The following is a 15,770-nucleotide window of genomic DNA, read 5'->3' on the forward strand; positions in this document are numbered from 1 at the left end:
GTAAATCACAAATGCTATCTGCAAAAGTAGGTGTTATTTGTAGTTTCATGGCTTGAACATACATCTTAATAAGCTAACAAACAATGATTTACACCCTAAGTTTGGGTCTTTGTTTTTGTCATGTACCTTGCAACGGTCTTAATAAGTTTATGTTTTAGATTGAGACTGGAGAATATTATTGTAAAACTCAAAGATATTTTACAACACGAATATTAGTCAAGCTCTTTTTTACTTTTAATATTCATTTAGGAAGAGATTTACTGAAAAATATTTTCAAATTAATCATCAACAAGAATTAACGAAATCTTAGTTGTAAGTTATTTTTATATTCCCTAATTTGCAATAACACCAATTAATAATCATATCCTATAGAGAATACAAATTATGAAAGACGTATCCTTAATTTTTGATTTCCCTCACCACCAACTAGAATATTTCAATTTAGAGAAGGCTTTTTCGACTAAATATGGAGATACTTGGGTGAGTGTTTCTACAAAAGAATACATAAATCAATTCAACACTATAAGTAGGGGGCTTTTAAAATTAGGAGTCAAACCGAATGACAAAATTGCATTAATTTCTACGACAAACCGAACGGAGTGGAATATTATGGACATGGGAGTATTACAATTAGGAGCACAAACCATCCCTATATACCCAACCATCAGCAAAGAAGATTACGAGTATGTTTTAAACCATTCAGAGGCTACCTATTGTTTTGTGTCTGATGTTACTATCTTAGAAAAAATAAATCAAATTAAAGACAATACCTCATTAAAAGAAGTATATACTTTTGATGAAATTAAAGGTGCTAAAAACTGGAGAGAGATTCTAGAGTTGGGAAAAGAAACTTCAAGTCAAGATATTGTTGAAAAGCTAAAAAAAACTGTAAAACCAGATGATTTGGCTACCATAATTTACACTTCTGGAACAACTGGACAACCAAAAGGCGTAATGCTATCTCATAAAAATCTAGTTTCAAACACCTTAGCAAGTACTCCTAGATTTCCTTTAATAAAAGGAAACACGAAAGCACTTAGTTTTTTGCCCGTTTGCCATGTGTTTGAACGAATGATTCATTATATGTATATATATTGTGGAGTAGAAATATATTTTGCACAATCTCAAGATGCCCTAAATGATAATCTAAAAGAAATACAGCCAAATATTATGACCGCTGTACCTAGGTTCTATGAAAAAGTATATGACGCTATTGTTGAAAAGGGAAGTAACTTAACAGGAATAAAAAAAGTATTGTTTTTTTGGGCTCTTAATTTAGGATTGCGTTACGAACCCTATAAAGCAAACGGCTGGTGGTACGAAGTACAATTAAAATTAGCTGGAAAATTAATTTTCTCTAAATGGAGAGCTGCTCTTGGAGGACAAATAAAAACCCTAATTTCAGGTTCTGCCCCATTACAAACTAGATTGATACGAGTCTTCACCGCAGCAGGAATACCTGTTTTAGAAGGTTATGGTCTTACAGAAACCTCTCCTGTTATTTCTGTAAACTGCCCTTACAATTACGGAATTAAAATTGGCACCACAGGAAGAGTAATAGATAATGTAGAAGTGAAAATAGCAAAAGGTGGAGAAATTTTAGTAAAAGGTCCTAATGTAATGTTAGGTTATTATAAAGACCCTGAAAAAACAAGAAGTATTATGACAGGAGACTTTTTTCATACTGGTGACATAGGAGAATTGTCTGAAGACAATTTTTTAAAAATTACAGATCGAAAAAAAGAAATGTTTAAAACTTCAGGTGGTAAATACGTTGCCCCTGCCCTATTAGAAAACGAATTAAAACAATCCCGATTTATAGAACAAATAATGGTTGTTGGTGAAAATGAAAAAATGCCAGCAGCATTGATACAACCAAATTTCAAATTTATTAAAAATTGGGCAAAAAGAAAATCTGTTACTCTAGAACCAGGAAACGATGCACTTTGTTCAAACGAAAAAGTCATTTCTAGAATTCAACGAGAAATAGACAGTTGCAATAAGAATTTCGGGAAATGGGAGCAAATAAAAACCTTTAAATTAACTCCTGATGAATGGAGCACTGATGGAGAACATTTGACACCTACTATGAAAATGAAACGTAAAATCATTAAAGAAATCTATAAGGATCTATACGAAACCTTATACGGGAAATAGATAACTTAATACGCATCAATATCAATTCCTAATCGCACACCTCTATAAGCACCAATTGCCGTAAAGGTATTTTGAATTTTTACAATATGTTGTTTTGTTGCTTTTAATGATTGTTTTGGTGGTATTTTTACTGTAATATGTTTGATGTATAGATTGCGAACCCTAGATACACTTGGTGCCGTTGGTCCCAAAACATTGTCTTTAAAAGCATTTGTCAAGGACTTGCCAAACCATTCAGAAGCACTGTCCAAGGTCATCAAATCACGGTGACGAAGTGTGATTTTTAAAATTCTATAAAAAGGAGGGTAATGAAATTGCCAACGATCTTCCAATTGCTCCTTATACATACCTTCATAGTCGTTGCTAGAAACTTGTTGTAAGATTTGATGATAAGGATTAAAAGTTTGTATAATTACTTTTCCTCTTTTTTTTGACCTCCCCGATCTACCTGCCACCTGAACCATCATTTGAAAAGTTCGCTCATGGGCTCTAAAATCTGGGAAATTCAACATATTATCAGCATTCATCACTCCCACCAAACTCACCTTACCAAAATCTAATCCTTTGGACAACATCTGAGTTCCTACCAAAATATCAATTTCTTGGGATTGAAAAGAACCAATTATTTTTTGATATCCATATTTCCCCCGAGTTGTGTCCAAGTCCATTCGTCCTACATTAACATCAGGAAATAATTCATTCAACTCCATCTCAATTTGTTCTGTCCCAAAACCAATAGTTGTCAATTTTGTTGAGCCACACGCAGCACAATTTAAAGGCATTGATTGTCGGTAATTACAATAATGACATCGCAGTTCTTTTCTATATTTATGAAATGTCAAACTTACATCACAATTTGGACACCCTGGAGCTACCGCACAGGTTTCACATTCAACAATAGGAGAAAATCCTCTACGGTTTTGAAATAAAATCACCTGTTCTTTGTTATCGATAGACTCTTGAATTTCTTCTAACAATCGATCGGAAAAATGACTGGTCATTCTCTTTTTCCGATGTTTTTCTTTAATATCTACCAACTCAATTTTTGGTAATTGAACTTCGCCAAATCGTTTGGTCAGTTTTACCAACCCGTATTTATTGTTCGTTGCATTATAATAGCTTTCTAAACTAGGCGTAGCAGAACCCAATAAGGTTTTTGCCTGATGCAAATATGCTAATAAAACAGCAGTATCTCTAGCTTGGTATCTCGGTGAAGGATCAAATTGCTTGTACGAAGTTTCATGTTCTTCATCAACAATAATCAATCCTAAATTTGAAAACGGTAAAAACAAGGAAGACCTTGCTCCTAATACGATTTGAGTATTTTTTTTAGATTCCAAAACATTGTTATATACCTCTACCCTTTCATTCATCGAATATTTCGAATGAAACACAGAAATTTCACCTCCAAAGTATTTTTTTAATCGATCTATAAGCTGTGTGGTCAAGGCTATCTCTGGCAACAAAAATAAGACTTGTTTGCCTTGGTCTATTTGTTTTTGAATCAGCTTTGCATATACTTCTGTTTTACCACTACTTGTAACGCCGTGTAATAGAGTAACTGCTTTATCAACAAAAGAAGCTTCTATTTCCTCAAAGGCTACTTGTTGGAATTGATTCAATTCTTTTAATTGCCCACCTGCCACACCAAAACTAACTCGATCCTCTTGAATATGATAAAATTCTAAAATCTCTTTGTCTACCAAACCTTTTAAAACAGCAATAGACACGGCTGATTTTTCTAATAAGTCTTTTGCTTTAATTGGTTTTCTGGTTTGCGCATCTAGTGAAAAATAAGTTAATAATGCCTTATGTTGTTGTTTTGCTCTTTGCAATGACCCCAACAATTCAATCAAAGCTTTATCGCCTGAATGTTTCTCGTTTAATTTAATATATTTAACAAGTTTGGGTGTGTATGACTCGTATATTTCTTCCTTTAATAAAATTGCCTGCTTAGCCAGCATTGTCTTTAATAAAGGAAAAATATTTTTTTTGGATAATATAGAACTAATTTCTAATACCGATAATTGTGACTGTTGGCTTAATGCTTCATAAATCAAAAATTCGGAATCTGTCAAAACAGAATCATCTTCAAATTTTGGGTTTTTAAGAACTATTGTTTCACTTTCTAATAAAAAGGCAGATGGCAAAGCTGCTCTAAAAACATCTCCCAAAGAACACATATAATATTCTGAAATCCATTCCCAATGCTTTAATTGTAATTCAGTTACAACAGGAGTATCATCCAAAATTTGATGAATCGATTTCGCTTCATAAGCGTTAGGCTCTTGTTGATGAATTTTATAGACCAAGGCAGTACAAATCTTCTTCTTTCCAAAAGGAACAGCAATACGCATCCCTTTCTTTAAAAACTTCGATTCTGCTTCAGTAATCCTATAAGTAAATAACCTTTGTAAAGGAATTGGTAGAATTACGTTGATAAAATAATTTTCAAATGGTAATAACGACAATTTTTTCTGTGCTAAATTTTCATGTTAAATATACTAAGAAGAATTAAATTACTGAATTCATCTCTATTTAAGGCTATTCTTCAGTAGTTCCCCATTCTGTTTTTTGTGGTTTTCTAGACCCTTCATACATATCATAACGCACAAATCTACAATCCAAATCTCCATTTTTTAATGGAATTCTTTTCGAAGTTCTCAATCCAACATGTTTTAAAGCCTGTAAGTCAGAAGTAATAAACCAAGCCGTAGAATCCGGGTAGCCAAATTTTAAGGTATCCCCTATGTTTTTATAAAACCCTTCTAAATCCGCCAATTCCAATCGTTCTCCATAAGGGGGATTAAACATAATGGTTGTGTTTCCAAAAACTTCCTTTTTAGAATTAAAGAAATTCACATGGTGTACCGCTACAAAATCTGCTAAATTGGCATTTTCTATATTCTCATTTGCTTTTCTAACCGCTGATGGTGCCTTATCAAAGCCCATAATTTTATAGTGAGGACTACTAATTTTTTTTAATAACGAATCTTGGATCATAAAATATAAATTCTCATCATAATCCAACCAATTTTCAAAAGCAAAATGTTTACGATTGATATTTGCAGGAATACGACAAGCGATCATCGTAGCTTCAATTAAAATAGTTCCAGATCCACACATAGGATCTATAAAATTTTCCTCTCCGGTATAACCAGACAACAAAACCATTCCCGCTGCCAACACTTCGTTTATTGGAGCTATGTTTGTAGAACTTCTATACCCTCTTTTGTGTAATGAATCTCCTGAGCTGTCTAATGACACTGTGCAAAAATCATCTTTGATATGTACATGGATTTTTAAATTCGGATATTTTAAATCAACATTTGGTCGTTTGCTATATTTATGACGATAATAATCAGCAATGGCGTCTTTGGATTTTAAAGAAATATAATGTGAATTCGTGGTAAAAAAAGAAGAGTTTACAACTGCTCCAATGGCAAATGTTCCATCTACATCCAAATACTTTTCCCATTCAATTTTTTGAATACTTTTATACAAATCATCTTCATTTCTCACTTTAAATCTACGGATAGGTTTTAGAATACGAATTGCGGTTCTAAGTGCAATATTCGCTTTGTACATAAATCCTTTATCTCCTTTAAAACTCACACTACGAACTGCTATTTGAACATCCTGAGCACCTAAATCTTTCAATTCTTTTGCCAAAACCTCTTCTAAACCAAACATGGTGGTAGCAACCATTTTAAAATTATTCTCCATAAAATTCTATTCTGCTGCAAAAGTACGGAATTATTAAGCCAAACTATCCATTGATTTTCATAGTATTTTCGATAAGCATTTAAAAATAAAAAGAAAACAAAACCTTTAACTTCCTTAGTCAAAAGTTTTGAAGTTCATTTAAAAAGCACCAAATAAACACAGGCTAAAAAACATATGCCATTTATAGATTACATCAAAAAAAAACCTCTAGTATTCCCACTAGAGATTTTTATATGATTATTTAAGTAAAATTAAATATCACTTTCAGGAGCCAATTCAAGCTCAAGACCGTCCATTTCAGGTGTTATATGAAGTTGGCATCCTAGACGACTATTGTCCTCAACATAAAATGCTTGATCTAACATATCTTCCTCTGCATCCCCTTTTTCAGGTAATTCATGATCTGAATTCACATAACATTGACAAGAAGCACACATGGCCATTCCCCCACAAGTTCCTTCTACAGGAAGCTCGTAAGCTTTACACAACTCCATGATATTCATTCCCATATCTGTTGGAGCATCCAACTCATGAACCACTCCTTCTCTATCCGTAATTTTCACTTTAATATCCGACATTTCTTTAGTCTATAGTTTTAACAACTGCTTTTTTCGCTTCCTTCTTTTCTCCATCAAATCCTGTAACTCCATTTACCGTAGTATACTTCATCACATATCTTTTTCCGGGATTAATAATATTATAAGCAAATTGAACCGCAATTGTAGCCTCATGGAAACCACTTAAAATTAATTTTAATTTCCCTGGATATGTATTTACATCACCAATAGCATAGATTCCAGGGATGTTTGTTTCATAATCCAAAGCATTATTTACAATAATTGCATTTTTTTCAATCTCTAAGCCCCAATTTGCAATCGGACCTAATTTAGGAGACAATCCAAATAACGGAATAAAGTGATCACATTCTTTAATAATATCACCATCAACCTTGTGTTTTATCAATATTGATTCTACTTTATCCTTCCCATAAATTTCTTTTACCTCAGCATCTGTAATCAAATTGATTTTTCCGGATTTTGCCAACTCAGCAACTTTTTCTACTGAATCCAAAGCACCACGGAAATCTTTTCTTCTGTGCACCAAAGAAACCTCTGAAGCTACATCGGCCAAGAAAATAGACCAATCTAAAGCAGAATCACCTCCTCCAGAAATAACAACTCGTTTATCTCTGTAAAGCTCTGGATCTTTAATAATGTATTCAACACCAATATCTTCGTAATCCACGATTTCCTTAATAGGTGGCTTACGAGGCTCAAAAGAGCCTAATCCACCAGCAATAAATACCACGGGAGCATTGTGTTTTGTTCCTTTATTAGTTGTTACTACAAAAGTACCATCATCTAATTTTTCAATTGTATCTGCTCTTTCTCCTAATGTATAAGTAGGTTCAAATGGAGCAATTTGCTCTGCTAAATTCTTTACCAAGTCACCTGCCAAAATTTCTGGATACGCAGGGATGTCGTAAATAGGTTTTTTCGGATAAATTTCTGTACACTGACCACCTGGTTCTGCTAAAGCATCAATTAAATGACAACGTAATTTTAATAATCCCGCTTCAAACACGGCAAACATTCCAACTGGTCCGGCTCCAATTATTAATATATCTGTTTTAATCATCTTATAATTATTTTAATTTATTTTCATTTTGCAAAAGTCGTAATAAAATATTCTTTTGCCTTATTATAATTCAATTATTTGTTCTTAGAAACCAAGCCTTTGGTAAATTCATTTAAGGCTACCACCTTTTGTTCGAGATTTCCTTTGATTGATTTTCTATACTCATTTAAATTTTCTGTCAATTCATCGATCTCTGTAGGCAATACATCTTCAAAAAATTGTCGCAAACGTTTTGCTAGTGTTGGAGATTTACCATTGGTAGAAATTGCAATTTTTACATTTCCTTTAGTTACAATGCCACCCATATAAAAATCACAATACGGCGGATTATCAGCCAAATTCACTAAAATATTACGTTCCTTACAATCGGCATATACTTGTTTGTTTACTTCTACTAAATTCGTAGTTACAATTACGATCTGTTTGTTTTCTAAAAAACTATCATCATAATTTTGCTCAAACAATTGTACTTCATGTTTTTTTGCTAAAACAACAGTTTCATCCTTAAAAACAGGAGATACCATTATTACCTTTGCTTCTGGACTCGATTTTAACAAGAAAGTTAATTTTTCCAAGGCTACATTCCCTCCCCCTACAATAAGAGTGTTGAGTTCTGTTACTTTTAAAAAAATTGGATACAACTGATTTTGCATTATAATGATTTTCCTTTTTGAACCAAAATTTGACTATATAAAACTTCACTCTCCCTAACGGTTTCTCCAATAACTATAATCGCAGGGTTTGACAATCTATTTTCATTGACAATCTCTAAAATTGTACCTATAGTTCCTACTACTAAACGTTCATTTTTTTTAGTACCATTTTCAATAATTGCAACAGGAATGTCATCTCTACCCTTTGCTTTGAATGTATTTATAATTTTTTCAATTTTGCTCATACCCATCAATACTACAATGGTAACATTAGAATTAGCAGCAGCTTCAACATCTTCACTCAGTTTCAAATCTGATCGTGTTCCTGTAATCACACGAAAACTCTCATTTACACCCCGTTGAGTCAATGAAATCCCAAAACTAGCAGGAGCTGCAATAGCCGATGTAACTCCTGAAACTATATCAATTTCAATTCCTTTATGGATAACAAATTTCAACTCTTCAGAACCACGTCCAAAAACAAAAGGATCACCTCCTTTTAATCTCACTACATGTTTACCCTTTAAGGCATGTTCAACAATTAATTCTTGTATCTTTTCTTGAATGAATTTATGCATTCCTCTTCGTTTTCCAACAAAGATTTTCTCTGCATTTTCAGCATAGTCCAATAGTTCTTCATTAACCAAAGCGTCATACAATACAACATCTGCTTCCTTTAGAGCTCTTACTCCTTTCAAAGTAATCAACTCTGGATCCCCAGGTCCTGCTCCTACTAATGTTAATTTCGGTTGCTTATTCATTCCTTATTATTTTGAAAATTAGGAGCTGCAAAAGTAACAACTCCTAATTCAAAAACTATTACGCTTCAACTAATTCTTTTCCTCGATACTCTTCTACCAACGTGTAAAACTTTTCAGCATTTTCCAAATAAGAACTTGCGAATTCTAGAGAAGCTTCATTTTGATTTATTTGATACACAAAACTCTCAAAATCTGCTCCTAAGTCAATTTTACCTGTTGCTACAAATACTTCATTAAAGTCAGTTATAATTTTATTATGAGTATTGGTTTTCTTTTCTTCAGAAGTTAATAAAGCTTTTGCAGTATTTACGATTGAACTATAAGAATAATAGATCGCATCAGACATCCTCCCATCTGTTATAGATTCTTTAGCATTGTTAAGCTTTTCTTTACTATCAAATAATAAAGTAGCAATCAAATCAATTACCACACCTGCACATTCTCCAATTCCAACTGCTTTTTCATATTTTTCTTCATTACCCCAATCGATAAAGTCAGAATCCGCCAAATTAGTAGCATCTGATAACGGCTTTAAGAAATCATAAAAATACTTCTCTCCTTTTGATAAGTAATACTTGATAAAATCTTTTCCATCTGCATTTGTAATAAAATCATTTAAAATCAAACGCAAAGATTCTGGTCCTCTTTTACTTGGGATTTTGATCACTTTATCCGAAATTCTCGCTTGACCATCACCTAATATCCCTCCTCCTAATAAAATTTGTAAAGCTGGAGCAACAAATTTGCCCGACTTAATAGACATTCCTTGGTAGCCAATGTTTGCCATATTGTGTTGTCCACAAGCATTCATACATCCAGAAATTTTTATCATCAAATTTTTATTGTCTGCAAATTCAGGATATTCAGTTATCAATATTTTTCCTAGTTCATCAGCAATCCCTGTTGAAGAAGCAATACCTAAATTACACGTATCAGTTCCAGGACATGCCGTAATATCTTGAATCGATTGGTATCCCAAATCTACCATTCCTAATTTCCCGAGTTCTTGGAAAAAGAAGGCTAATAAATCTTCACGAATATGACGAATTAATATATTTTGACGCAAAGACAAACGCAACTCATCTCCAGCATAGTTTTTAATCAAGTCCGCTAAAATTCTCGCTTCTTTCGTGTAGAAATCTCCAAGATTTACTTTAACACCAATAGCATACAAACCTTCTTGTTTTTGAGCAACTACATTAGACGTTTTCCAAGCTTCAAATTTAGCTTGATCTACCGTCACTTTAGGCACAACAATAGCAGATACATCAGGCGTTTCAAAGCCTTCAGTAGAAATCTCAACTATTTGACTCGACAAGGCTTTTGTTTCTAAAGCTACAATTTTATTAAATTCCGCTAAGCCTATTGTTTTGATAAAGAATTTCAAACGTGCTTTTGCTCTTTTAGAACGCTCACCATACCTATCAAAAACACGTAAAATAGATTCCATATAAGGAATAATTTTATTCGTTTCTAAGAAATCGAAAACCTCCTCACCGAATCTTGGTTGAGAACCTAATCCTCCACCTATCATCACTTTAAATCCACGTACTTCAACTCCGTCAATTACTTTTATTTTTGCTATGAATCCTATATCATGCATAAAACTCAAAGCGGTATCATCATCAGTACCAGAAAAAGAAACTTTAAACTTACGTCCTAATTCTTGACAAATTGGATTTCTTAAAAAGAACTGAAATACAGCTTGAGCATATGGAGAAACATCAAAGGGTTCGTTTTTATCGACCCCTGCCGTTTCTGAAGCAGTTACATTTCTAACGGCATTACCACAAGCTTCACGAAGTGTAATATCGCTTTTCTCTAATTCTGCCCATAATTCTGGAGTTCTATCTAAACTCACATAATGAATTTGAATGTCCTGACGAGTCGTAATATGTAACCTACCTCTAGAGTATTCGTCAGATACATCAGCAATTCTATGTAATTGATCACTAGTAACCTTACCAAATGGTAATTTTATACGAATCATTTGAACACCAAATTGACGTTGTCCATAAACGCCACGAGCCAAACGTAAACTTCTAAATTTTTCATCATCAATTCTTCCTTCATGGAACAACTGAATTTTATCAGCCAAATCGATGATATCTTTCTCAACTATAGGGTTTTCTATCTCTGATCTAAAACTTTGCATATCAAAAATTTTGTTTTTGTAGTCTAAAGTACTAAGTAAATAAGTCTTTTTTTATTACTCTTACTAAACTTCAAACAATAAATTAATACTATTTTATAATTAAACTAACTACTCAGTACTTATTGAATAAAACCAACTCCTGAGGTATTATTAGTTTGCATATCGATTAAAATAAATGAACCATTTGCTTTATTATCTGCATAAGCATCATAAAATAAAGGTTTTGCTAATTTTATAGTGACTACACCAATTTCATTAATTGTCAATTTAGAGGCAGATTCATCTTTACCTGAAAAATCTGTTTTAATAACCGAATTTACATCCCCTATTTTTGCAACAACTCTATTAGCTCCATGTTGAATCAAATATTTAGCTCCAATAACCAAATCTTTTGAATCCATCCAACATACTTTTGCTTCTATTAATTTTGATTCTTTAGGCAACTCCGTAGATTTCACTAACAAATCTCCTCTAGAGATATTGATGTCATTTTCTAAAGTTATGTTTACTGAAGCCCCTCTTTCTGCCTTATCAAATTGTTTGTCAAAGTGATAAATTCCACTAATTTTAGAAGAAGTCTTTGATGGTAAAACAGTTACCTCATCTCCTACACTTAAAGAACCTCCATATAATTTACCAGCATAACCTCTAAAATCATGAAACTCTTCTGTTTTAGGACGAATCACCATTTGAATAGGCAAACGAGCTTGAGAAATTTCATATACATCCTGTGCATCCAAATTCTCAAGATGTTCCAAAATGGTATCTCCTTTGTACCAAGGTGTTTGAGTTGATTTATTAACAACATTATCACCTTTTAAAGCACTTACAGGAATAAACGTGATGTTTTGGCCTTTATAATCTGCTTTTTTTGCCAATGATGAAATTTCCTCTTTAATGTCATTAAATTTTTCTTCTGAAAAACCTACCAAATCCATCTTGTTAACAGCCACCACTATATCTTTAACTTTTAATAAGTTATTGATGAAAAAGTGACGGTATGTTTGTTCAATCACTCCTTTACGAGCATCTACCAAAATAATCGCTGCTTGAGAAGTAGAGGCCCCTGTAACCATGTTTCTAGTATATTCTACATGTCCAGGAGTATCTGCTATGATATAACTTTTCTTTTTTGTAGAAAAGTATATATGTGCTACATCAATTGTAATTCCCTGTTCTCTTTCGGCAACCAATCCGTCTGTAGCCAAAGAAAAATCCAAATAATCAAATCCTTTTTGTTTGCTACTACGCTCTATTGCTTCTAATTTATCATCAGTTAACGATTTCGTATCATATAAAACACGACCGATAAGGGTACTTTTCCCATCATCTACACTTCCTGCTGTTGCTATTTTTAAAACTTCCATTGCTTCTCTAGTATTAAGTATTAAGTAATTAAGTATTGAAACGTCATACTATTAATACTTTATGTTTGCTTAAAATAATTTAGGGTACAAATTTTATTTGTACTTGACAATTTTTACTCTGTACTATTAAAAATACCCTTGCTGTTTACGTTTCTCCATTGCTGCTTCAGAACGTTTATCATCAATACGTGCTCCTCTTTCAGAAATAGAAGAATCTCTAATTTCTTCTACAACTTTTGCAATATCAACGGCATCAGACAATACAGCAGCCGTACAGCTCATATCTCCAACAGTTCTAAAACGAACCATTCTTTCAACCACTTCTTCATTTTCTTCTCTATAAACTATCGCATCATCTGCTGTCCAAATCATACCATCTCTTACAAAAGTCTTACGTTTGTGAGCAAAATAGATAGACGGTATTTCAATATTTTCTTTTTCTATATACGACCAAACATCTAATTCTGTCCAATTTGAAATTGGAAATACACGGACATTTTGACCTAAGTGGATTTTCCCATTTAGCATATCAAACAATTCTGGACGTTGATTTTTTTCATCCCATCCACCAAAATCATCTCTTACTGAAAAAATACGTTCTTTAGCTCTTGCTTTTTCCTCATCTCTACGAGCACCACCAATAGCAGCGTCAAAACCAAATTCTTCTAAAGCATCTAATAAAGTTTCTGTTTGCAACATATTTCTACTTGCATATTTACCAGATTCTTCCTGTACTTTTCCGGAGTCTATATTATCTTGTACGTTACGTATTATAAGCTCTACTCCTAATTCTGTACATAATTTATCTCTAAAATCAATTGTTTCCTGAAAGTTATGCCCTGTATCAACATGTAAAAAAGGGAATGGTATTTTTGCAGGGTAAAAAGCTTTCTGTGCCAATCTCACCAAAGTGATTGAATCTTTACCTCCCGAAAATAACAACACTGGTTTTTCAAACTGTGCAACTACCTCTCTCATGATATAGATGGCTTCGTTTTCTAAAGCATTAGCGTTTAATATTGTACTCATTATATATTGTAATTATTAAATTGTGTATTTGTCTGTTTTTGAATTCAAAACTCAAAACTCTTATTTAAGCATGTAAGCCACATTCTCTATTTCCTAATACCTTTGTTGGGTCAAAATACTTTACTTCGTTTGGAACTCCATTTTCCTCGTTATAAACGTCTAATTGTGCATCAGACCAATCGTAAAACGGACTTACTTTAATCACTCCATCTGCACCTTGAGAAACGACACCTATACTGTCTCTAAAGGCTGTTTGCCCTTTTCTAAGGTTTGTAAACCATAAATCTGGTTGATGTTCTGTCATAGCTCTTTTAAAGGGTTCCAATTTAACTTGCTCCGTAAACACTTTATGCATTGGATCTTCTATCTGAGGAATACCCATTACGATATCTCTATGAGATGATGTTTGCTTTGGAACATACAAATGAATGTCTAAATTTAACTGTGCAATTAGCTGTTCTGCATGACGATAAGTATTAGGCGTATTATACCCAGTATCACACCATATAACTTTTAAATCTGATTTCAGATTTGTAGTCAAATGCAAAATAGAACCTTCGTATGGACGGAAATTCGTTGTAACTAAAGGCTTATTAGCCATTCCTAATGCCCATATAACAATCTCTTGAGGCGTTTTGCCTTTTAAAGAATCGTTCATTCCCTGAAGCTGTGCCTCTGTATAAAGTGTACTCATTATCGTCCCCATTTAATTGTGCTCCATAACCTCTCGTGAAAGAAATACAGAATCATTTTTGTAAGAAAATCTACCCCTGCAATTGTGGATGCAATCTTTACATCTGAAACCACAAAATACGACACCAACATTGTATCTAAAGTTCCTATAACTCTCCAAGTTAAAGCCTTTAAAAAACTACGAATTGGCTTATCAGAAGCCACTGCCTGTTGAAAGCTTTGGTTTTCTTTATCTTTACGTAACCTATCTAGTATCATTTATCTAATTTCTAAAGTTCAAATCTATTACCCTACTTAAATAGTAGATTATGCCACAAAAATAAGAATAACAATATAATCTCACAAGGTTTTACAAAACAAATAACCATTAAAAACCTCAGCATTAACAGGAGACCCCATTTACCCTATAAAAATGATAGGTTAAAAATATAATTTTTCAAGAAAGATTAAAATTTCTAGATTCCCGAAAAACTACTGCGTTAGGTTGGCCAAAGTTGTATTACGAAGCACCTGAAGTGTACTGTCTCGTACTTGAATCATTAATTTATGAACACTACAAGCATTTTCATCTGGACAATCATCACATTTTTCATAGAAATTCAAACTTACACAAGGTACCATCGCGATAGGACCTTCTAAGCACCTAATCACATCTGTCATAAATATTTCTTCTGGTGTTTTTAAAAGATAATAACCGCCACCCTTCCCTTTTTTAGAACCTAAAAAACCTGACTTTCTTAAAGTCAAAAGTATACTCTCCAGGAATTTATGAGAAATATTTTCACTCTTCGCTATTTCTGAGATCTGCACTGGGCAATTTTCTTTTCTATTTGCCAAGAAGGTCAAGGCTTTTAATCCGTATTTTGTCTTTTTTGAAAGCATAAAACGAAGATAAATAATATAATTCTACTTAACCTATAAACTTAGTAGAAGATTCTGTTTTCACCTTCTTTTATTTTTATTATTTGTCCTCAATATAATTCCCAATGAAAATCTGACATTATATTAAGACAAAGCAAAATCTAATAATGACCCAATCACTCATTTCATAAATTTTTCTCTACTATTCGTTATTAACAAGTACTTTTTTTATTTTAACCATCGTATAGTTTCTCACTGCTTCTTCACCTGTTTTACTCTATTTGACCTGTTTGATGCTTAAATTCAATTATTTTCAAATATGAAGACTCAACTAATTTTTCGATTTCATCTCTACCAAAAAATTTGAATCTCTAAAATAAAAAAACGACTTACCTTAAAAGAACGAGTGATTATTCAAACTGCTTTTAGAAGAAAAAAAACTAAAGAAATCTAGATAAAATAAGTAACCCCAAATAAATTTCAGAGTGATTGATAATAAATTTGAATTGTTTTTTTCTTTAGATGAAATAAAAAATATAAGAATAGCCAAGGGTTACAGTTCTATTTTATATTGAAATATAAAGGAAATACCTCCATTCAATAACTTAACGCAACAAATCTAAATTTATAGATTTGTAAAATGGTAGTAAAAAAACATAGACGACTTACTCGTAAAGAAAGAGTACAAATTGAGACTCTTTTAAATGAAAAAAAATCAAAATCCTACATT

The 15,770-nt window shown here is 32.7% G+C and carries 13 protein-coding genes; 1 reads left to right on the plus strand and 12 read right to left on the minus strand.

What is annotated here, in order from left to right; genetic code table 11:
- Positions 1–384: 384 nt before the first annotated feature.
- Positions 385–2,157 (plus strand): long-chain fatty acid--CoA ligase, encoded by a 1,773-nt coding sequence (locus V5787_RS09590; protein WP_336893016.1) that lies wholly within the window; start codon positions 385–387, stop codon positions 2,155–2,157.
- A gap of 5 nt (positions 2,158–2,162) precedes the next feature.
- On the opposite strand, the gene priA is transcribed toward V5787_RS09590, so the two are convergent.
- The 12 genes from priA to V5787_RS09650 all read right to left on the minus strand — a co-directional run bounded on the left by priA (position 2,163) and on the right by V5787_RS09650 (position 15,061).
- Entirely contained in the window at positions 2,163–4,628 is a 2,466-nt protein-coding gene (priA, locus tag V5787_RS09595; protein ID WP_336893017.1) for a primosomal protein N', read from the minus strand.
- A 73-nt stretch (positions 4,629–4,701) separates the two neighbouring features.
- Positions 4,702–5,883 (minus strand): class I SAM-dependent RNA methyltransferase, encoded by a 1,182-nt coding sequence (locus V5787_RS09600; protein WP_336893018.1) that lies wholly within the window; start codon positions 5,881–5,883, stop codon positions 4,702–4,704.
- 251 nt (positions 5,884–6,134) lie between these two features.
- Positions 6,135–6,461 (minus strand): 2Fe-2S iron-sulfur cluster-binding protein, encoded by a 327-nt coding sequence (locus V5787_RS09605; RefSeq protein ID WP_336893019.1) that lies wholly within the window; start codon positions 6,459–6,461, stop codon positions 6,135–6,137.
- Positions 6,462–6,465: 4 nt separating this feature from the next.
- Positions 6,466–7,521: an NAD(P)/FAD-dependent oxidoreductase gene (locus tag V5787_RS09610; protein ID WP_336893020.1), complete on the minus strand. Its 1,056-nt coding sequence runs from the start codon at positions 7,519–7,521 to the stop codon at positions 6,466–6,468.
- Positions 7,522–7,595: 74 nt separating this feature from the next.
- Positions 7,596–8,177: a bifunctional precorrin-2 dehydrogenase/sirohydrochlorin ferrochelatase gene (locus V5787_RS09615; RefSeq protein ID WP_336893028.1), complete on the minus strand. Its 582-nt coding sequence runs from the start codon at positions 8,175–8,177 to the stop codon at positions 7,596–7,598.
- Positions 8,174–8,935, minus strand: coding sequence for a uroporphyrinogen-III C-methyltransferase (gene cobA / locus V5787_RS09620; protein ID WP_336893021.1), 762 nt, complete (start codon positions 8,933–8,935; stop codon positions 8,174–8,176). Before cobA ends, V5787_RS09615 begins: the two co-directional genes overlap by 4 nt.
- Before the next feature lie 58 nt (positions 8,936–8,993).
- A complete protein-coding gene (locus tag V5787_RS09625; RefSeq protein WP_336893022.1) occupies positions 8,994–11,090 on the minus strand; it encodes a nitrite reductase in 2,097 nt (698 codons plus the stop codon).
- A 119-nt stretch (positions 11,091–11,209) separates the two neighbouring features.
- Positions 11,210–12,457 carry a GTP-binding protein gene (locus V5787_RS09630; RefSeq protein ID WP_336893023.1) on the minus strand — a complete coding sequence of 416 codons (1,248 nt, stop codon included), beginning with the start codon at positions 12,455–12,457 and terminating at the stop codon, positions 11,210–11,212.
- A gap of 126 nt (positions 12,458–12,583) precedes the next feature.
- Positions 12,584–13,486, minus strand: a complete 903-nt coding sequence (cysD, locus tag V5787_RS09635; RefSeq protein WP_336893024.1) for a sulfate adenylyltransferase subunit CysD — start codon at positions 13,484–13,486, stop codon at positions 12,584–12,586.
- Positions 13,487–13,550: 64 nt separating this feature from the next.
- A complete protein-coding gene (locus V5787_RS09640) occupies positions 13,551–14,180 on the minus strand; it encodes a phosphoadenosine phosphosulfate reductase family protein (protein WP_336893025.1) in 630 nt (209 codons plus the stop codon).
- Positions 14,180–14,437, minus strand: coding sequence for a DUF2061 domain-containing protein (locus V5787_RS09645; RefSeq protein ID WP_336893026.1), 258 nt, complete (start codon positions 14,435–14,437; stop codon positions 14,180–14,182). The genes V5787_RS09640 and V5787_RS09645 overlap by 1 nt, the downstream gene beginning before the upstream one ends.
- A gap of 213 nt (positions 14,438–14,650) precedes the next feature.
- The gene (locus V5787_RS09650) at positions 14,651–15,061 is read right to left on the minus strand and encodes an Rrf2 family transcriptional regulator (RefSeq protein ID WP_336893027.1); all 411 of its coding nucleotides are present in this window, start codon (positions 15,059–15,061) and stop codon (positions 14,651–14,653) included.
- Positions 15,062–15,770 lie beyond the last annotated feature (709 nt).

It is taken from the genome of Flavicella sp., from assembly GCF_037132785.1.
In the GTDB taxonomy this organism is placed as follows: Bacteria; Bacteroidota; Bacteroidia; order Flavobacteriales; family Flavobacteriaceae; genus Flavicella.